At 45.8% G+C, this 20671-nt stretch carries 17 protein-coding genes and 1 pseudogene; 7 read left to right on the forward strand and 11 right to left on the reverse strand.

Translation table 11 applies throughout. The annotated features are described in order from the left end of the window. Positions 1–49: 49 nt before the first annotated feature. Both O71_RS11230 and O71_RS11235 read right to left on the reverse strand, forming a co-directional pair. The gene (locus O71_RS11230; protein WP_007656667.1) at positions 50–5128 is read right to left on the reverse strand and encodes a C25 family cysteine peptidase; all 5079 of its coding nucleotides are present in this window, start codon (positions 5126–5128) and stop codon (positions 50–52) included. A 28-nt stretch (positions 5129–5156) separates the two neighbouring features. Further along, positions 5157–6251 (reverse strand): PorV/PorQ family protein, encoded by a 1095-nt coding sequence (locus O71_RS11235; protein ID WP_040574186.1) that lies wholly within the window; start codon positions 6249–6251, stop codon positions 5157–5159. A 281-nt stretch (positions 6252–6532) separates the two neighbouring features. Between O71_RS11235 and O71_RS11240 the strand changes: the two genes are divergently transcribed. The 3 genes from O71_RS11240 (at position 6533) to O71_RS11250 (ending at position 9874) form a co-directional block, all read left to right on the forward strand. Further along, on the forward strand, positions 6533–6877 hold the full coding sequence (locus O71_RS11240; protein WP_007656671.1) for a PadR family transcriptional regulator: 345 nt from the start codon (positions 6533–6535) through the stop codon (positions 6875–6877). Then, complete coding sequence (locus O71_RS11245; protein ID WP_007656672.1) at positions 6874–9393, forward strand: PspC domain-containing protein; 2520 nt, start codon at positions 6874–6876, stop codon at positions 9391–9393. Before O71_RS11240 ends, O71_RS11245 begins: the two co-directional genes overlap by 4 nt. A gap of 178 nt (positions 9394–9571) precedes the next feature. Beyond that, positions 9572–9874 carry a hypothetical protein gene (locus O71_RS11250; RefSeq protein WP_237717818.1) on the forward strand — a complete coding sequence of 101 codons (303 nt, stop codon included), beginning with the start codon at positions 9572–9574 and terminating at the stop codon, positions 9872–9874. Between the two features lie 185 nt (positions 9875–10059). On the opposite strand, the gene O71_RS11255 is transcribed toward O71_RS11250, so the two are convergent. The 3 genes from O71_RS11255 to mce form a co-directional block, all read right to left on the reverse strand. Next, complete coding sequence (locus O71_RS11255) at positions 10060–11487, reverse strand: CCA tRNA nucleotidyltransferase (protein WP_007656675.1); 1428 nt, start codon at positions 11485–11487, stop codon at positions 10060–10062. Between the two features lie 147 nt (positions 11488–11634). Further along, on the reverse strand, positions 11635–12207 hold the full coding sequence (locus tag O71_RS11260; protein WP_007656676.1) for an L-threonylcarbamoyladenylate synthase: 573 nt from the start codon (positions 12205–12207) through the stop codon (positions 11635–11637). Positions 12208–12296: 89 nt separating this feature from the next. Further along, on the reverse strand, positions 12297–12698 hold the full coding sequence (gene mce, locus O71_RS11265; RefSeq protein ID WP_007656677.1) for a methylmalonyl-CoA epimerase: 402 nt from the start codon (positions 12696–12698) through the stop codon (positions 12297–12299). A 117-nt stretch (positions 12699–12815) separates the two neighbouring features. Between mce and O71_RS11270 the strand changes: the two are divergent. From O71_RS11270 to O71_RS11285, 4 genes and pseudogenes are all read left to right on the forward strand, one after another. Next, a pseudogene (locus tag O71_RS11270) lies at positions 12816–14029 on the forward strand (IscS subfamily cysteine desulfurase). Positions 14030–14122: 93 nt separating this feature from the next. Next, positions 14123–14536 (forward strand): Fe-S cluster assembly scaffold IscU, encoded by a 414-nt coding sequence (gene iscU, locus O71_RS11275; RefSeq protein WP_007656687.1) that lies wholly within the window; start codon positions 14123–14125, stop codon positions 14534–14536. Between the two features lie 15 nt (positions 14537–14551). Beyond that, the gene (locus O71_RS11280) at positions 14552–14959 is read left to right on the forward strand and encodes a hypothetical protein (RefSeq protein ID WP_007656689.1); all 408 of its coding nucleotides are present in this window, start codon (positions 14552–14554) and stop codon (positions 14957–14959) included. Positions 14960–14972: 13 nt separating this feature from the next. Further along, positions 14973–15299, forward strand: a complete 327-nt coding sequence (locus O71_RS11285) for an iron-sulfur cluster assembly accessory protein (protein WP_007656691.1) — start codon at positions 14973–14975, stop codon at positions 15297–15299. A gap of 130 nt (positions 15300–15429) precedes the next feature. Here O71_RS11285 and O71_RS11290 read toward each other — a convergent pair whose 3' ends face one another. From O71_RS11290 to map, 6 genes are all read right to left on the reverse strand, one after another. Next, on the reverse strand, positions 15430–16728 hold the full coding sequence (locus O71_RS11290) for a T9SS type A sorting domain-containing protein (RefSeq protein ID WP_007656693.1): 1299 nt from the start codon (positions 16726–16728) through the stop codon (positions 15430–15432). 310 nt (positions 16729–17038) lie between these two features. After that, positions 17039–17353 (reverse strand): NADH-quinone oxidoreductase subunit NuoK, encoded by a 315-nt coding sequence (gene nuoK, locus O71_RS11295; protein WP_007656695.1) that lies wholly within the window; start codon positions 17351–17353, stop codon positions 17039–17041. Beyond that, positions 17353–17865 carry an NADH-quinone oxidoreductase subunit J gene (locus O71_RS11300; protein ID WP_040574190.1) on the reverse strand — a complete coding sequence of 171 codons (513 nt, stop codon included), beginning with the start codon at positions 17863–17865 and terminating at the stop codon, positions 17353–17355. The genes nuoK and O71_RS11300 overlap by 1 nt, the downstream gene beginning before the upstream one ends. A gap of 122 nt (positions 17866–17987) precedes the next feature. Further along, positions 17988–18593 (reverse strand): NADH-quinone oxidoreductase subunit I, encoded by a 606-nt coding sequence (locus O71_RS11305; protein WP_040574187.1) that lies wholly within the window; start codon positions 18591–18593, stop codon positions 17988–17990. A gap of 107 nt (positions 18594–18700) precedes the next feature. Further along, entirely contained in the window at positions 18701–19804 is a 1104-nt protein-coding gene (locus O71_RS11310; RefSeq protein WP_007656701.1) for a complex I subunit 1 family protein, read from the reverse strand. A 99-nt stretch (positions 19805–19903) separates the two neighbouring features. Next, entirely contained in the window at positions 19904–20662 is a 759-nt protein-coding gene (map, locus tag O71_RS11315; RefSeq protein WP_007656702.1) for a type I methionyl aminopeptidase, read from the reverse strand. Positions 20663–20671 lie beyond the last annotated feature (9 nt).

The raw sequence follows: 20671 nt of genomic DNA on the forward strand, positions 1-20671 counted from the left end.
GCGCCCAAAAGCGCTCCTTTTTATTTCGGCTATACCTTAGGGTTTCTACTTATCGCAGGATATAAATTTTACCATACCCATTCACGAAGCCCTTATCTCCTTTTTTCCAGATATGCTTCATCTCCTCAGTATCTTTAGGCATTACCACCCGGTACAGGTACACGCCATTGGCCAGCTTGTCACCATACATGTCGGTACCATCCCAAGCGTACTCGGTTTTGTTATTTCCGATACGAATCGGCCCGATTTCCTCCCGCATAATCTCCTTTACCACTTTACCAGTCACAGTCATGATCTGTATTTTGAACTGATCTGGAATTACACCACCTGTCAACGTGAAGATGAACTGGGTCTTGGTTGAGAACGGATTCGGGTATGGATAGAAATTGGTGATTTTTGACTCGTTTTCAACTTCAAAGTTGATTTCATAAGGAGAAAGCCCAGAAGATTTGCCAGTCACATCTTTTCCTCTGACAACAAGTTTGTATCTGCCGTTCTCCAGTCGTTTTGGTTTATACTCAAAACGGAAATCGTTCTTCTCACTTGCTGGGAAAACCTGTACCTCGCCTGGGTTATTACCAATTGATATATCTTTCTGGTTGTTCATTTCATCTACAAGCGTAACCTGCATGGCATCAGCACTTTCCAGATATACGTGTTTATTCTCATCTCTCATCGTTATGCTGATGAGTGGACTAGGGGCTACCAATTCCCCATCCATTATATGAACCCCATCAAAAGCCACATCCATGATTGGGTGTAACTTTGATTTTACTGAAAAGTTCACCTCGTAGATGTTATTCTGGTACTGTTGTTCAGGCTGCATATTTGGGTTCACAAACACAGTCAGCTTATAGTTACCATCCAAGTCTGAAGTAGACATGGTATAGTCAAATATAGCTGTCTTGTTACCATCCAACGCTTCAATTTTGAATCGTGAAACTCGAGGTTCTATACCTTGCCCAGTTAGCGTGGTTTCCACCGTAATTGAATCTCGAAAGGCGTAAGGCGTCACATTTTGAAATGCCATTGGCAACTCAATCCGGCCTCTACTAGCTTGTTGAACCACTTTTTCCTCACTCACTTCTACTAGATCGGGCCTTATGACTCCCTCAGGGGCTGCTTGATAGTATACCATCCACTGCTTCAGTTGAGGTGCTGACCGGTCTTCTGTATCAGTCAGAATTGCCTGCAACTGCAACTTTGGATACTGATCAGCACTCAAACTACTTAAATCAAAAGTTTTCGAAGTCACATTATTATTTAGCAGCTCCCTATTACCGTCAGGACTAATGCCGTACAAATTCAAAGCATAGCTATCATTTCCATCTTTATACCGCTCAATATTGTGGTACAGACTCCCCCATGACAGTGCCGGACCTATTATGGAGGAAGTGATAGAACCTTGAGTGTTTTTAGAGTAAATCATTGATTCTAATACAATGTCTTGCAATCTAGGCGGAATTTCACTGCTTAAGTCTGCTGTGATTTCTTTTATATTCACTGACTCTACTCCTTTTTTTCCTATAAGTCCATATGGGTATCCATTGTTTATCTCACCATTGGAAATGAGGTTTGCTCCTATGCTTTTAAATGCATTCCTAAGCTCAGGTGAAAACTGCTCAAATGGTACTTGATGTACACTTACCACCACCACATAACTATTCGTTGGAATCGCCTCTATGAAACGCTGCATATTAGCCCTAACTGTAGCATTATTTAAATCACCGAATTGATACAAATTATCCATATACCTACATGGACTAAATCCTGGGACTACTATGTTATTTAACGTATGGTTATCTAAAACGAAGAAGTACATCCGAGGTGCTTTAGAACTTTTAAAACCTCCACATGCATTATCCATTTGTGAAATCCCATCGATATAAACACCATGGGCAGGCATGTTAAAGTTACCATCTCCACCAACAGTCCTTATTTGAATATTCCTTGCTAAAGGGCTGAAATCCCACTTCTTATTTTCAACAATAATGGTGTTCTGAACTTCTGAATTAAGTAACTGATCAACATGACTTTGCGACCAACCACCTTCAGAATTTTTAATGTATCGAAAAGAACTCTTTACCCAAAGAGTATCTTCTCCGGGAACAAAGCTATCAAACCGAGCACGCCAGAAGAAAACAGTACTATCTGTATCAAAGTTTTGCACTGGAATCGTAACATTCCAGGAAGGCACAGCACCCGGAGAAGCTTGATAAGTTTTTTTAATTGATGAATTGAAGCTACTTGTTGTGTCTAATTCAAAGTGTACTCCCTTGGGTTCTGAGCTCAATTGCGTTGATTGAACAACTAAATTCACATTCGTGCTGTTCACAATGGCAAAATTCATAGGAGCTAAAATTGAAAGCCCCGACTTAGGTAAGAAAGCACTAAACTGAAGTGTATTATTACTCTCGTTAAGCTCCTCAACTTGTTTAGTATTATCAAGTACAATTTCAAACCTGTTCATACCTGCCCCTGTAGTATCGGTATTAGGTATCTCAAGATTAATTTGCTCCTTAAAATAAATTGGTTTAATTCTAACAGGTACTATGGGCAACTCTTTTCCATCAGGCAAGATTCGCTTTATACCTACGCTAATAGAATCAGGTAATGCTTTCCCCAAATTGATTGTATTAATTTTAAATACAAATTGATTTGATGCAGCTATTGCATTTCCTCCCGAACCATCACTGATAGAAGCATTATTATCTTCAAATGCATAATCTGGCTTATCAGGAGCGTATATCTTTACGGCTGGATCTCCTTGAAGAACCATTTGAGTCATTGTGGCGATATTAACATCAATATCTCCAACTCTATACTCCTTATACATTTTACTAATAGTTTCCTTATGTATCTCCCCTATGGTACGACCATAGAATGTATTGTCTTGAAATGTGGTCCTATAGAAACGTGTTGTGAATGCATCTAAGGGCTTATTACCGCCAATATAAGATTCAGCCATAAAGGAAATGGCCCCTCTATCTGGTGTTAATAACCAATCTTCGCCAAAGGAAACCCTGTTGTAAATGAAAGCATCTCCACTGTAACATCCGTTCATTAGGATGACAGGATACTTCCCTTTATTACGGTACCCATTCAGGTTTTCTGATGCAAACCCTATTTCTAGATCTGATACTTCTACTGAACTGTGCCCAAAAAATGTAATAAGAGATACTCCTGAGTTAACCTCTGCTGACACATTTACATAGTTGGACGGAGTGCTCATATCACTTCTGTACTTTTCTATTACATTACCTCCAAAGAATAGCCCTTCTGCAATAGGTTTATAGGCAGACAAGAAATCCTTATAAATATGCACTTCATCCCTGTCACCACCTCCAAGTTGAAGTATGTTCTTTCTCCAAGCTAGTCCTTCTGGTAATGCTTCATGCTCCTTGACTTTGTTTAAATAAGCAATAACATTTTCTGCCGATGTAGCAGGTAATCGGCCTGTCGGCACACGTGGCTCATAACTGTTATTCCTAAAATCGAAAGTAAAAAATACATCTGAAGCTGGTAGCATTCCAGTGGGAACCAGATCCATTTCATGTACTTTTGGATGTCTCCCATTGATATGATAGAAACTATACCTGTTATGAGTACCTGTCCAATAAGCATCTTTTATAGATCTGTAATCAGGATGCGCATACTTCATGCCCTTTCCAATAATAAATAAGTGTTTTGGCCTATTAGAAGTTAACATATAAGACATAAACTTCCGAATAGCATTGGATGAGAATTCACCGTAATGAAACTGATTCACAATCTGGTCCATATTAACTAGCAAAGTATCATAACCTCCGCCAGCTGAAGAAGCCCGATAGGAGGCATACTCAAGCGGTGCAGGTCTTTGAGTACCTGCGGCTACTTTCATAAGCCGTTTATTCGTGATAATTATATAGTCATGATTTGCAGGAGATACCTCACGAAAACGTAGTGACTCCACCTTACCAGTCGGCTTGAATGCTTTTGCTGAATTAGCAACTAGTACCCTATGGGAGTTCTTTAGGTTTGTTGGAACTACGAATCCTTTACCATTGCCACTCATATTACCCTCTATTCTGACAGGATTATGAGGATCTGACACATCATAAGCAAAAGATTCTACCGGAGCTGCTCCAACCTCAAAGTAGGGATTTTCAGAACGAGTAGAATCTGTAAAGAATATAATAGAGTTCGTTGTTAGTATTGGTCTTTGCGGAAAAGTTAGCCGCATATTCGACATACTAACATTACTTTTTTGCACTGTGTTTGGGACAACTTGAAAAGTAACCCTTCCATCAGGTAAAATATCGGTAAACTCAATTTGACCATTTACATGTTGATATCCATATGCTCCAAACATAAAGGATGATATTTGCCTTGCTCCCCCTGAAGACGGCACAACATTTATTAATCCCGTTTGAGTCCCCCCATTAATCCCTATTAAGTTAAACTGAATAACTGGTTTTGGTCCTGTCATAACTAAGTTAGTTACAGAAGTAAGGTTATAGCTCTTTGCACTGGCACTACCTGTTGCAGAAAAACTTCCCCTTCGATCCATCCAAGCCTGCTGAGCTTTGACAACTGTATGATATGTGATACCATCATAATATCTATCCACAAAGTACTGCGTCACCTTCCTCAACACATACGGCTCAGGTGTCTTCCCTGCCGGTGAGGGGTTCACTTGCTGCATGCGCTTTCCACCAGCAGGATTAACTGTTAAGAAATAGGCAGCTGTATCAGTATACAAACTGTACAACTGATGCGGCTGATGTGCTGGGTTTTTATATAGGTCCTGATCTAAACGGCCGTCGTTACGTTCGCCATAAAACTCCACAAAGTCTTCTCTATCTAATCTGCCGTCAGCCTCGCCGGCTACATAGATAGCAACTTCCTTGCCTCTTCGGAAAAGCTGGAAGTGCTGCGGGTTGGTGCCAGCCAGCCCCAGGCTGTCCAGAAAGCCATAGCTTAAGCGATGTAGGCCTGTGTTAACGACCTTGAGTTTGTAGTAGGTTTTGTTATAGTCGATCCACTCGTTGCCGTAAGGTGTCGGGGACTGGGCAAAGGCTACAGACTGCAGGCCTAGTACGAAGGTGCATACAAACAAAAACTGCTTTATGAGTCTACTTATATTCATCGGCTGTAATACTTGAAACCGTATATTTTTAATTGAAAGAATAACCTAAAGAGATGATGATGGAGTAAAGTCCGTTTGCATTGGCCGTGTTTCCATCGTTACCGCTCACGCGTGATAGAGCCAAGTCTATGTTCAAACCGTTGTTCTCAAAGCCCACACCGAAGTTTGGCTGCACCTTAGAGGACATGCTTCCATTGAAATTGCGGAACTGCTGGTAGTTGTTGATGCCTCCACGCACGAATACTGTATTGGCATAGGCGAGTTCCATGCCCACATGCGGATCCACGGAGGCAAAATCAGACTTGAGCAGCACGTTACGCTTTCCGTCAAAAGTGAAGTCAATGTCAGAGGCCAGTAAACCTGTAAACTTATCAGAGAAAGTGAAGTTCTTGGCAACTCCCAGAACTAAGCGGGGCAACGTAAGTTCGGCTGTACTCTCAGGCAGGTCGTTACCTGTCTGCTGATAGGTGGCTTCCAGCGCCTCTACATTGTGGGTCCAGGCCGTGAAGGTAGTGGTTACGTCTTTGGCCATCACACCAAATTGCCATGTACCACGGCGTAACTGGGCGCCCGCATCAAAACCGAAGCCCCAGGCATTGGCAAACTCCCCCACATTTCGGTAGATAATCTTCGCGTTTACTCCCAGTGTTAGGCCTTGTACCAGGTTACTTTTACGAGCATAGGATAAGAGCATGGCATAGTCCGCTACCGAAAAAAAGCGAATGCTGTCGTATTGGATGTAGCCGTACTCGTTTTGAAGGCGACGGGTGTCCACAATATCGTCTACGCCGAGGCGGATAACCGAAACAGCAAGGGCACTACTCGAGTCGATGGGCATGGCAAAGCTGCCGAAGTCATTCTTGGCGATGCCTGCGAACAGTTCTGAGTGCATCAGGGCGATGTTGTACTTATTGCGCAGTTGCAGCAAACCCGCCGGATTCCAAAATCCGGCTGTGGCATCATCGGCAACTGCGACCTGCACATTACCCATACCAAGGGCCCGAGCCCCCACCCCGATATTTAAAAATTCATTACTATACTTTGGAGTGGCTACCTGCGCCTGGGCAACATCGCTCACAAAACATAGCACTAGTAATAGAACCGAAAGGGTAAATCTGGTCATAGGCACAGGAATACAATCTCAAATGGGCTTTTAAGAACTATTAAAAAAATTCAGGCTTCGTTTATTACCCGATCAATGGAAGCAGTTTTGCCTCCTAACACCATGAAAAGCGAATAAGTTGACTTTAAACGACATTTTTTCGCATTCAAAAATAATCATTTTTATCCACAATTAGCGGCCGCTTAAACCCTTTGAAAAAACTTTCGTAATTATTTTTAAACAGTACCTTGTTTTACATAGTACCTTTTAATAACTTTGCTTCAACATTAAACGGAATCATCATGAAAGTAGAAAACACACAAGTGCAGATGCGGAAGGGAATTCTGGAGTTCTGCATACTGGAGATTATCTCTCGTGGTGAGGTATATGCGTCCGATATGTTGGAGGAGCTGACAGCTGCCAAGATGATAGTAGTGGAGGGAACTCTTTATCCTCTCCTTACTCGCCTCAAGAACGCGGGGCTTCTCGACTATAGTTGGGTCGAATCTACCTCTGGACCACCCCGCAAGTACTACACGCTTACCGAGACCGGACGCACTTTTCTGGATCAACTCCGGGAAACATGGGGCGAACTGGTAGCTTCCACCGAATTCATCATCCACAACAAGAAAGCGCAGCAATCATGAAAAAGAATATAAACGTCAACCTGCAAGGCATTATCTTCCACATTGAGGAGGATGGGTATGAGCAACTTAGTCGCTATCTTGCTTCTATTCGCCATTACTTTTCGAGCTATGAAGGGCATGAGGAAATCGTGGCTGATATCGAGGCTCGCATAGCGGAGATTTTTTCAACGCGCCTTTCTCCTGGCAAACAGGTCATCACGATAGAGGATGTACAATCTCTGATTGCTCAAATGGGCGATGTGACCGACTTCGAGATACTGGAGCCAATGGAAGAGGAAATGCCGCATGCCAAACAAGCATACAGAGCCGGTGCCCCTGAGCCAGAGTACGCCGAGGCTGGCGGAGCCGCAGCCGCTGCTGCAACTGCCCGTCCGAAGCGCCTGTACCGCGATGCAAGCCGCAAAGTGATCAGCGGTGTGTCATCAGGTATAGCCAATTACCTGAACGTAGACCCAGTGTGGATTCGCCTGATCTTCGTGTTCCTGGTAATCGGTACGCCTATCACAGACGGCATCTCGGGTTCTTTTGGACTGATTCTGTACATTATCCTCTGGATCGCGCTGCCTGTGAACTACTCCCTGCCTGAGATCACAGTGAAAAAACTGTTCCGCGACCCTGATGACAAAAAATTGGCGGGGGTAGCAAGCGGTATCGCTAAGTATTTCGGGGTGGATGTTGCAGTTATTCGCATCCTGTTCCTGGCCCTGATTTTTGCGGGTGGCTTTGGTATACTGGCTTACATCATCCTCTGGGTAGCGGTCCCGGAGGCGGCCAGCCTGACCGAACGTATGCAAATGCAGGGAAACCCGGTTACGCTGGCCAGTATTGAGCACACCCTGAAAGAGAACCTGAACATGAAGGATCACGACGGGGAGGAAAGCACTGCTGCTAAGGTATTGCTCCTGCCTTTTCGCATCATCTCCCAGGTGATCAACTGGCTGGGCAGAGCATTAGGCCCTATACTTGCGGTACTTATCACACTGATCAGAGTGGCTGCCGGTATTACGTTGTTGTTCATTTCCCTAGGCCTTACTGTGGCTCTTTTCACTTCCCTGTTTGTGTCTTTGGGCATAGTAGATGAACACAGCGCATTCATGATGGGTGATTTTCCGGCCTCCATCTTTCTGGAGGGCTTTCCCCGGCTCGGACTGGTGGCTGGTTTTTTTGTAGGTCTTATCCCAATACTATTTCTAATTCTATTGGCAATTGGTCTTTTGGCGAAGCGCTTCTTTATGCGTCCATTGGTAGGTTGGTCCCTGTTCGGCATCTGGTTGATTAGCTTGTTTACCATGATCGCCTTCATCGCGGCGCATGCTGAAAACTTCCGCCGTTCAGGCGAAGTGGTTACGACTCAGTCCTTCCCGGTGGGGCCATACCCTACCATTACGCTGGACGGGTACAACACGAACTCGTCGTATGAAAACCGCATCTATTTTGATGTACAGGGGCACAATGGCTCCAGTGTAGACGTACAGCAACGCCTGCAGGCTAAAGGCAAAACCGAGGCTGAGGCACAGGAAAACGCCCGCATGGTAACCTACCGCGTGGTGCAAACTGACTCTACACTCCGTTTCGACGACAGCTTCGAGTTTGCATCCGGAGCAGCTTACCGTAGCCAGCGCATGGATGTGACCTTGCTTATACCGCAGGACAAGCAACTACGCCTGACAAATAACTTCCTGCGTATGGTGCCAAGTAGTGCCTTCGAAGAAGAGTATAGCCGTGAGAAAACCCTGCGCAACCTCTGGCAGGTAAAGGGCAACCTCCTTAGCTGCATCACTTGCGCCTCCGATACGCTCGACGTAGCTGATAGCGATTTCACCTACAATGCGGCAGCCACCATGGGCGCTGGCGGAAGTGTACTGATGAACGAGTCAGAGTATAGCTCGAATAAGCAGACGTATGACTTCAGCGACTTCGATGCCATTAAGGTGAGCGGTGCCTACCACGTGCAGATTACGCAAGGCAGCACGTACAGCGTGACAGCCAGCGGCGATGCCGATGACCTGAAGAAGATGGAAATCAGAAAAGACGGTAGCGAACTGGTGATTGAACACGAGGATAGAACCATCAAGCTCTTCGATCGTCAGAAAACGGTATTGATTCAGATTACCGTGCCTGAGCTGCGCAGCCTCGACCTGAGCGGCGCCATCAAAGCTGACATCGGCCATATCAAGACGAATAACCTCAACCTTGCGCTGATGGGTGCTACGCAGGCTTTTGTGGATGTGAACGTGAACCGACTGACAGCCGATATCGCAGGCGCCTCCAAGAGCACATTTACAGGCCGTGCTGACTTTGTGGATATGGATATTGCAGGTGCCAGTAAGATGGATGCCTCCAGACTGGTCGCCAACACGGTGGAAATTGAAGCTGCAGGCGCATGCTCTGCCGATGTGCATGCCACGAATACGCTGCGAGCCGACGCTGCAGGTGCCAGCAAAATACGCTACAAAGGAAACCCAGGCAATGTGGTGACCGATGTAGGCGGTGCCAGCAAAGTGTCTCGCATGTAGTAGCTTTACAAAAAAAGGGATAGGCCGTTTGGCTTATCCCTTTTCTTTACCTGTAATACACCTTTGCTGGGTGTAAGTTCTAATAAGTCTTCACGTATAAATCCAAAACATAAGAATGAGAAAATATACTTTCGTATTTCTGACGATGCTGCTAATTAGCTTGCTCAGCTGTTCAGAGATGGGCGGAGAACTCAACTATATGAATCGACTAAAAAAGTCCATCTCCGAAAAATATGAGACCGATAAAGTAGAAATAAACATCAAAAACAAAAGTGAGCTAACTGTATCACTTGTTGACTCAAAATTTGATGATTACTCTCCAGCGAAAAAAGAGCAGGTTGCCCGAGAAATTGGAAAGCTAGCACAGGAACTTCGGGAAGACAAGGAACCAATTAAAACTGGTGTGGTGAATTTCCGAGATGAAGAAAATTATGGCATAGCTAAAACCAGCAGCACGGTGAGCTTCCAGATGTACGAATAGACTCGTCCTGCAACAAATAAAGACAGTACTTGATTTGGTCTTAATGCTGAAGTTCTTGCTTTCTGTACCAATTTCCCTGCGGACAATCAAACTTATCAGTTCGCACTGTTTCTATTCCTGCCCACTTAGTACAAAATAAAACTTTATACCCACTTACAGGTTCTATACCTAAGTGATTTGTTTGTTTAGTTGTTTGGTGAGTTTACCTGGCGAAGTCCCAGTTCTTTTCCTTTTTCGAGGAGAAAAGCGAAGGCTTCGCCAAACTCATTTTTAACAGTTCCCTCCAGTATCGCTTCTGTCAGTGCCTCTTTCAACTCCCCTACCGTTTTAGACGGCTTCAGGTCAAAAGTATCCATGATAATCTCACCTGTAATTACCGGCTGGAAGTTACGCAGCTTGTCGCTCTCCTCTACCTCTACCAATCGCTTCTCCACCTTATCGAAGTTCTGCAGATAGCGCTTTACCTTGCTGTCGTTTTTGGAAGTGATGTCAGCGCGGCATAGTTTCATCAGCGCATCAATGTCGTCGCCTGCCTCAAACAGGAGTCTGCGTATAGCCGAGTCGGTCACGGTGTCCTTTACCAGCGCAATAGGGCGTAGGTGCAGGCGAACCAGCTTTTGCACAAACTTCATGTGATCGTTCAGTGGCAGTTTCAGATCTTTGAAAAGCTTGGGTACCATACGGGCGCCGCGCTCTTCATGACCATGGAAAGTCCAGCCTACTTTCTCGTGGTAGCGCTTAGTGTCCGGCTTGGCAATGTCGTGCATGATGGCCGACCATCGCAGCCACAGGTCATCCGTAACCTCCGACACATTATCAAGCACCTGCAGAGTATGGTAGAAGTTATCTTTATGCGAGTTGCCTTTGATCGTTTCCACACCTTGCAATTCTGCCATTTTCGGAAAAATAAGCTGCAACAGACCGGAAGCAAAAAGCAGTTTGAAGCCGTAAGAAGGTACCGGTGAGAGCACGATCTTGTTCAATTCATCCGTGATTCGCTCCTGTGATACAATCTTGATGCGCTCCTTGTTGTCAATGATGGCATCGAAGGTTTCGGGAGCGATATCGAAGTTGAGTTGAGAGGCGAAGCGGATGGCCCGCATCATGCGCAGCGGGTCATCGGAGAAGGTGATACCCGGCTCCAACGGCGTACGGATGATTTTGCGCTTCATGTCTTTTACCCCATCGAAGCGGTCAATCAACTGTCCGTAGGTACCTTCGTTCAGGCTTATGCCTAAGGCGTTGATGGTGAAGTCGCGGCGTTTCAGGTCGTCCTCCAGCGTACCAGTTTCTACATCTGGCTTGCGGGATTCCTCGCGATACGATTCCTTGCGGGCACCCACAAATTCCACTTCCCATTCACCTGAGCGCAGCATAGCCGTACCGAAGTGCTTAAAAACAGACACTTTGGGCTTGTGCGGCAGCTTATGCGATACCCGCTCAGCCAGCTCGATGCCATTGCCCACACATACCACGTCAATATCTTTAGATGGCCTTTTGAGGACCAGATCACGCACAAAGCCCCCAATCACGTAAGCGTCTACGCCTACCTCTGCAGCCGCAGCGGCCACGGTATCGAATATGGGGTGCTCAGGTAATTTTATCGTATCCATTCAGAAAAATCAAAACCTCAGGCTGTACAGAAAACATACGCCTGAGGCACAAAAATAAAGAGATAAATTCAGAGCAAGGCTAAAAAATCGTAGACGGCTCTGAAACATAGGTATAACCCACCGCCCGTTACGCGCTATACCTACACCCTACTCCCTGATTACAGTTTGCCTCCCGCTTTCATCAATCTTGATAATCCGCGATGGCCGCGATTCCACATCTTCATCCTGTCGCCACTGCACCACGTAGTCAACTCGTTCTTTTATGGAATCCGACACCTCGGCAAAGGTACGAGGCGAGGGCTCTCCGCTCACATTGGCTGAGGTAGATACCAGCGGGCGGCCTATTTGCTGCATCAGGCGGTGACAGAATTCATCTTTGGCGATGCGCACACCAATGCTGCCGTCTTCAGCCACCAGCTCTTTGGGCAGGTTCTGAGCACCAGAGAGCACAAAAGTTGTCGGACGCTCCTGTGACTCCACCAGTTTCTCAAAATCATCGGGCACGTGTTCGATGTAGCGCCGCAGCATAGCCACGTCGCTCATCAGCACAATCATCGACTTCGACTCTTCCCGTTCCTTTATCTTGAAAATCTTCTTGACGGCCGCAGCATTTTCGGCATCGCAACCGATTCCCCAAACTGTATCGGTCGGGTACAGAATAACGTTACCTATCAGTAACTCCTCTTCCGCTGCCTGAATCTCTTTCAGTAAGTGTTTCATAGCTTTAATTGTTTACTGTTGATTGTTTGATCTCCTCGTGGTTTTCCCATATTATTTGAAAAAAACAACTAGCAATTAACAACCAAAATTTACTTAATCTCCTGCGTCAGTTCTACCAGCACGCCGTTGGCGCTTTTAGGATGCACGAAGCATACGAGCTTGTTATCGGCGCCTTTCTTTGGCGTTTCGTTCAGTAAAATGAAGCCCTCGCCTTTCAACCGCTCCATCTCAGCCAAAATATCCTCCACCTCAAAGGCGATGTGGTGTATCCCCTCACCGCGCTTTTCGATGAACTTGCTGATGGCGCTGTCGGGTGTTGTGCCCTCTAAAAGCTCTATTTTTGTACCTCCCACTTTAAAGAAAGAGGTGTTTACTGCCTCTGACTCCACAAACTCAGTTTTGTAAGGCTCCACGCCCAGCAATTTAAAATACAGGGCATTTGCCTCGCTGAAATTTTTAACCGCTATACCTATATGTTCTACGTTTAGCATTTTCAATTTGTAATTAGTCTAAGTAACCTTTTTTTGTTAATTTTGCAGGGAATTCAAAACTAATAATTTCTCACAACTGTTAATCAGACAGGACAAAAAGAGATAAAAAATAGTGATATGCTAACATTTCCGATATACTTAGACAACAACGCCACTACACCGCTTGACCCGCGCGTGCTGGAGGCTATGATGCCATACTTCACAGGCAAGTTTGGTAACGCCGCTTCCCGTAACCACGCATTCGGCTGGCATGCCGAGGAGGCTGTTGACTATGCACGTGAGCAAATCGCCTCACTTATCAACTGTTCACCAAAAGAAATCATCTTCACTTCGGGCGCCACTGAGTCAGACAACCTGGCTATCAAAGGTGTCTTTGAGATGTATGCCTCTAAAGGTAACCACATCATCACGGCTACTACAGAGCACAAAGCAGTACTGGATACCTGCAAGCACATCGAGAAGATCGGTGGAAAGGTAACGTATCTGCCTGTGAACGCAGAAGGTCTGATTGACCTAAAGCAACTGGAGGAAGCGATTACGGACAAGACCATCCTGATTTCTATCATGTATGGTAACAACGAGGTAGGCGTTATCCAGCCGATCCGTGAAATTTCTGCTATTGCCAAGAAGCACGGCGTGCTATTCTTTACAGATGCTACGCAGGCGGTAGGTAAAATTCCAGTGGATGTGGAAGCTGACGGCATCGACCTGATGGCTTTCTCTGGCCACAAAATGTACGGACCGAAAGGTGTTGGTGCATTGTATGTACGTCGTAAGAACCCACGTGTGAAAGTAACCGCCCAGATGGACGGTGGCGGACATGAGCGTGGTATGCGTTCTGGTACGTTGAACGTGCCTGGTATTGTGGGTCTGGGTAAGGCTTGCGAGATTGCCAAGCAGGACATGGAAAAAGACACAGCCCGTCTTTCTGCCATGCGCGACAGACTCGAGAAAGAGCTTTTGACAATCGAGGAGTCTTATGTAAACGGTTCGCGTGAGCATCGTCTCCCACACGTAACTAACATTTCCTTCAAGTATGTAGAGGGTGAAGGGCTGATGATGGGTGTGAAAGACATCGCCGTGTCTTCTGGTTCTGCCTGTACATCAGCATCTTTAGAACCTTCTTACGTACTAAAAGCGTTAGGATTAAGTGACGACCTGGCACACTCTTCGCTGCGCTTCGGTTTAAGCCGCTTCACGACTGACGAGGAAGTAGACTACGCCATCGACCACGTGAAAGAGGCTGTTGCCAAACTGCGTGAGATGTCGCCACTGTGGAGATGTTCAAAGAGGGCATTGACCTGAACTCAATTGAGTGGGCAGAACACTAAGAGTTTAATTTAATAATGGGGAATGAATAATTATAAATTGTTCTCTCTCCTTATTATTCATTAATCATTAACAACTAGTAATTATAAATAGCCATGGCTTATTCAGATAAAGTAATTGACCATTATAACAACCCACGCAACGTTGGTACGCTTGACAAGGCGAAGAACAACGTGGGTACAGGCCTTGTAGGTGCGCCTGAGTGCGGTGACGTAATGCGCCTCCAGATTGAAGTTGACGAGAACCAGATTATCACTGACGCGAAGTTTAAAACCTTCGGTTGTGGTTCTGCTATCGCATCTTCTTCTTTAGCTACCGAGTGGCTGAAAGGAAAGTCTGTTGACGAGGCCCTTGCCATCGACAACATGGACATTGTGGAAGAACTGGCATTGCCGCCTGTGAAAATCCACTGCTCGGTGCTGGCTGAAGACGCGATTAAGTCTGCCATCAACGACTATAGAGTAAAGAACGGCCTTCCAGCACTGGAAATGCCGAAGTCACACCACTAAGACCTGGACTCACGCATGGAGTCAACGACCGAGGTGCATGTAGAAAGTGCACGCATTCAGAAGCAGATTGAAAACCACTTAGGCTTAAGTGGCGACAGTCTGCTTTTCGAATTCAGAAAGCTGGATAACAAAGTGCGTCTGGACCTGATTACGGTAAACCCGCGTCACTTGCAGTCTTTCCTCTTCCACACAGAAGTTGGGTATGACAGAGTGGACGCGCTCCGTAAAATGTGGGACTACGTGCAGAGTTACAAAGAAAAAGAGAGCCCTTATACCGTACAGTGGATGGCCCGTGGAGATAAGGAGTTGAATACTTCTTACTTCAGAGCTCGTAATATGTACGAGGCCCTCGACAAGTTATACTTTGGTCGCGACATGAACACGATTACTGTTTTCAGTGTGGTACTGAATCCAGTGTCTTAAAGAACGAATTGTTATGATAACAGTATCAGATAAAGCAAAAGAGAAAGTATTGAAGCTGAAGCAAGATGCGCAGTTGGATGATACGTTTCGCCTGCGCGCATCTGTGGCAGGAGGTGGTTGTTCCGGGCTCTCCTACAACCTCGACTTCGACGATGAGGTAAAGCCGATGGACCAGGAGTTTGAGGACAAAGGTATCAAGGTAGTAGTGGATATGAAGAGTTTCCTATACCTGGCTGGCACCGAACTTGACTTTTCGGACGGCTTGAACGGCAAGGGCTTCTACTTCAACAACCCGAATGCCTCCCGTACCTGCGGCTGCGGCGACAGCTTCTCCGTTTAAGGAACGACAGCTTATAAAATCAGAAGGGCCAGCTATTCTAGCTGGCCCTTCTGATTTTATGTCTTTGGCAGGTATAGCCACTCTTCAGGGCTAGTTATTTTTTAGGTAAGGATACTCCCCAAGTATAGCGTTATTTCTTCAGGAACCGTAAAGTCTGCTTTTGCCCAGCTTCGTCAGAGAGCACCAAGGTATAGTTCCCATGCCCCAAGCTACTGACATCCAGTGAATGAGTAAAACCCTTCAAGTTTCGGCGCAACACCACACGTCCCATCTTGTCATACACAGCTGCATCGTAAGGTATGTGCGCAAACGGTAGTTCTACCTTGAGCTCCTGCTGTGCCAGGGTTGGGTATACCGTGGCTGTTTTGGCCTGCCGATTTGTTACTGCAACCACATGGTAGTAGGTATAAGAAAGATCTTCGTCAACTTGCTTAAGTCGGTAATAGGACGTACCTAAGAGAGGTTCTCTATCGTGAAAGGTATAGTTTGTGGTCATGCTTGTCGTACCCATGGCATTCACAATGCCAACAGTCTCGAAGTTCCTTGCATCGGTACTACGCTCTATTTCAAAATGTTTGCTATCGAGTTCTGAAGCTGTTGTCCAGTTAAGTTCAACGCCTTTGCCGATAGTTCGGGCAGTAAACTTGGTCAGTTCTACTGGTAGTGGCACATAATCAGGCTGAAATTTCCAAGTTACCTGTACATCATCAATCGCAAGTCCATGGTCCTGTTGTAATTCGTCGGGGTCATACCAGCGCAGCATCACGTAGTAGCCATCGGGTATAGCTTCAGGCAGGGTATAGCTGAATTGCTTTCGGTTTTCAGGTATGTTTCCGTCAATATGGCCTGCTGTAGTTTTATTTTTAGGACTGTTAAATTGAAGAGAAGGAACAGTTGTCCACCCGCCCGTTTTGAGGTTAACGGTTAAATTAAAAGAGGAAGAATACTCGGCAATAGCATACATAAAAAGCAGTCTTTGCACATCTGTATTAGTACTACCCACCCGCCACTGCTCCGCTGCATACTCTATATCGAGCTGAGTAATCGTCTTTCCGGAGGTGTTTTGTAACAGTAGATTGTAAGCAAAATCACCGACTTTGTCTGCGGTCAAAGCACCCAATGCCCTATCAGTAGAGTTTGTATGCCCATAACTGAACAAAGCAGCAGTATTAGATGAGCCTGTACTAATACTAATAGTGTTAACCTCTATTTTAGAACTCAGCACAGTCCAGCCGTCAGGTATAAATGCGTTTACACCTAATTCAGCTGTAGTTCCTGTTCTTGGCAGGGTATTGAAATCTTGTTCATAAGTGGTAACAAAACTGCCCATCTCAATTGCCTGCCCATAAACAGGCATAATATAACTAGCTATGACCCAAAGAGCTCCCAGCGCCGTAGACCTTACGGCTTGGGCAATAATTGTTTTCATGTAAAAAGCTAAAAGTAAAAGTTTAACATACTACAGTAATACTACCTTCTGAATAAATTAAAGCTTAAACTTTTAGCTACTTACTTAAGTTCAATCAATCCCCACTTTTATTGTAGCTTAAATTTCATGTTTAAACACTAAATATAAGCATATAAGGAGCTAGTAATGAATGAACTGAATAGTGCCAAAATGTTGGTATATGAGGTAATGCTATACTTGTATTGTTATACTTAAGAGGTATGAGCAGTCAAATAAGAAGAGAAACCTAAGTACTTTTAGGACAGGCAAATATCTGGATGTTATTTCAGGGCTACCCCTCCTTAGTCACAATCTGATTAAGATTAGCAGTTTTGAAATGCTGGTATACCCTCAGCACGATAGCAAGGGCAACGGCAGCCTCAGCAGCGGCAACCAGGATAACAAAAAGGGAGAACATTTGTCCTTGCATCAACACAGGATCGTGACGGCTGAAGGCTACTAGGTTCAGGTTGGCGGCGTTGAAAATTAATTCTATACCCATCAGCACCACCACTGCATGACGCTTTGTGATAACAGCCAAAATGCCAATCGTAAACAAGGCTGCGCTCAACAGCAGGATGTGCTCTAAAGGAATCTGATCTAACATTATACCTTCTGTTTGTCTGTGGCGATATAGGCTGCACCCATCAGTGCTATAAGCAGTAGCAGAGAGGCTATTTCGAAAGGCAACACAAAGTCGGTCATCAGTTTTACACCGATGTGCTGCACCGTGCTTTTCTGGCCTGCCAGCACATCGGTGTCAGTTTGTTGAAGCCATGGCAGTGAACTGAATCCTGCCTGCCAGATGGTATAGCTCAGCCCAACAAGTGTTAGAAGCGCAATAGTAATTCCCCATCCTACGTTTACATTCTCTGACATGACAGACTTGTCGTGCACCCTACTGCTGAGCATAATACCGAACAGGATCAGCACCAGCACACCACCCACGTACACCATTAGCTGCGTGACAGCAACAAAATCGGCAAAGAGCAACACATAAATGGCCGCTACACTCAGCAGGGTGAGCAGCAGGGAGAAGCCTGCATATAGCAGGTTCCGCGTCAGCACCATGTAAGCACCCGAAACTATGGCTAATAGAGCAAAAACGTAGAATAGCATCTTCTCTTTGATTCGTCTGTTTTTAAATACTTGGTTTGTCAGATTCGAGCTGATAATGGAAACCATTCCCCAGCATCAGATAATGCATGTGTTGAAACCGTATAGCTATTTAACAATTTAATTTACTGCTGCTTCCGGGCCGCTAATGCCGCTGCTTTGGCTGCGGCCATTTCTTCCTGCTGCTTCTGTAGCAATAGCTTTTTCTCCTCTGCCTGTTCTGGAGTAAGGTCAGTGAAGTGGTAAATCATGTTCTTAATATCTACTTCAGCGAAATCGTATACCGGAGTCATAGTCAGGCAATCTGTTGGACAAACCGTGGTACAGAGGCCGCAGTAGCAGCACTTAGCCATGTCAATGTCGAACACAGGTGCATAAAGACGCTTTTTTGTACCGTCTGACGTCACCCCGATCTCCTCCGTTGCCTTCACAGATTCAATTGTGATGCAGTTCACCGGGCATATCTTGGCGCAAAGATCACACACAATGCAGTCGTCGATCTCGTTGTGCAGGCGGTAGCGGCCGTTTTCTGGAACAGGTATAGCCTCATAAGGGTATGTAAGCGTTACCAAGCCCTCTGGCTGCTTAAAGTAATTATCGTCCATGACCGGCACAGGCGCACGCCGCTTGTCCGCATTCCGAAAATGCCGCCATGTCAGTAGCAATCCGCTTAGCAGCGACTTTACCACTTCCCAAAATCCGGTTTTATGTTGAACAGACGATTTCTCCATATCTTATTTGAAAGGGTATAAGTCGAAACCCATCCCTGCCCCTATCAAGAGGAAATAAATTACCAATGCTCTTACTTCTAAACTCAATAAATCTTAAAACTCCTGGCTCAAACCATTAGCAATCGCCATATACCAGCTAGCAAGACTACACCCAGCGCAACGGGTGTCAATACCTTCCAGCACAGGTGCATGAGTTGGTCCACGCGCAGACGCGGGTAGGTCCAGCGGATCTGCAACTGCAGGAACAGCAGCACAAAGGTCTTGCTTAGCAGCCAGAAGCCCCCCCATAGTATACCTGAAAGTGACCCTATTGTGCCTGTTGTCCAGTCTGCAAACTTAAGCGTAGTCAGGTTTGGCAAAGGCGTATTCCAGCTCCCAAGGAAGAGAATAACTGCTACCAGGCTAACCAGCACCATCATGCTATATTCCGCCAGAAACAGCACGGCAAACCGGAAGCCCGAATACTCCACATGAAACCCGGCTACCAGTTCCGATTCCGCTTCCGGTATATCGAATGGTGCCCGGTTACTTTCTGCCAGGGATGCGATAAAATAGATCACAAAGGCTACAAGCAAAAGCGGAGCTCTGAAGATGTTCCAGGTAGTGATACCACCTATATTTGTCGTGTTTATACCCAGCGCTTCGATACCAAAGAGCCAGTTCTTTTCAAACTCAAGTCCGGGAAAGCGGTTTAGCAATATACCTTGCTGATAGCTGATCTCCTGAAAGTCCAGTGACTGGCAAATCATCACAACAGAGAGAATAGCCAATCCGGCTGGTATTTCATACGATACAATTTGCGCCACGGATCGCATGGCACCCAGCATGGCGTACTTATTATTGGAGCCCCAACCTGCCATGAGCAAGCCTACTACATCAAGTGAAATAATGGCCAGCAGGTAAAACACACCGATGCCAATGCCGGCAGGTATAAGCTCCGGCGTGAAGGGTATAACGGCAAAGCCTGCGAATACTGCGGCGAAGATCAAGATGGGAGCTAATTTGAAAAGCTTCTTATCAGCCGCGGCAGGTACAATGTCTTCTTTCTGCAGCAGCTTTAGTACGTCCAGCACCGACTGAAGCGAGCCGTAGGGTCCCGCCTCGGTTGGTCCCAGGCGGTCTTGCATAAAGGCTGCCACCTTGCGCTCCGCATACGCCAGCACAATGACGATACCCAGCAATAGCATAAGTGTCAGCAGAAAGGCAAGCATAAGCGGTTAGGTTTTATGAACGGGCAAAGGTAGTTTTTAATGTGCTAATGTGCTAGTAGAGCCAGATACTACAGTCAGCTTTTACTTAGCTGATCATAACTATATCCCATTAGCAGCGGTCAGGATAATCGGCTCGCCGTCAGTTATCAGGATCGTGTGCTCGTGCTGCGCTACAAAAGCTCCTGCATCTGCCAATAGAGTCCAGCCGTCGCCTTTCTCATGCACATAACTTCCTTTGGTGGAGATAAAGGTTTCTACAGCGACCACGGTGTTCTTGCGGAACCTTCGGGTCTCCTGCTTGTCATAAAAGCATGGAATCTCGTGCGGCTCTTCGTGCAGGCTACGACCAACGCCATGACCAACCAGATTCTTGATTACCTTGAAACCGTTCTTCTTCGCTTCTGTCTCTATAATGCGCCCTATTTCAGCTATCTTTTTGCCTCCCCTTATTTCTTTCAGCGCTTTATACAGTGCCGTGACAGAAGCATCTACCAGTTTGTTCAGACCATGCACGTCTTCTCCCAAAATAAAAGAACCGCCGTTGTCCGCATAATATCCATTGAGTTCCGCCGACACATCTATGTTTACCAGGTCTCCTTCTTTAAGAACGGTTTTGTCGGAGGGTATACCGTGTGCAGCTTCGTAATTGATACTGATACAGGTATAGCCGGGGAAATCATAGGTGATCTTGGGTGCCGACTGTGCATTGTAAGACTGCAGCAGCTTGTATCCAAAGTCATCCAACTCCTTTGTGGTCATACCTGGCCTGGCATGTTCGCGCATTTTTCTGAGGGTGATAGCCACAGCTTCACTCACCTTTTTTATACTTTCCAGATCCTCATTTGAGTCTATTGACATAGCTATACC

Origin of the sequence: Pontibacter sp. BAB1700 (assembly GCF_000277005.1) — a bacterium.
In the GTDB taxonomy this organism is placed as follows: domain Bacteria; phylum Bacteroidota; class Bacteroidia; order Cytophagales; family Hymenobacteraceae; genus Pontibacter; species Pontibacter lucknowensis.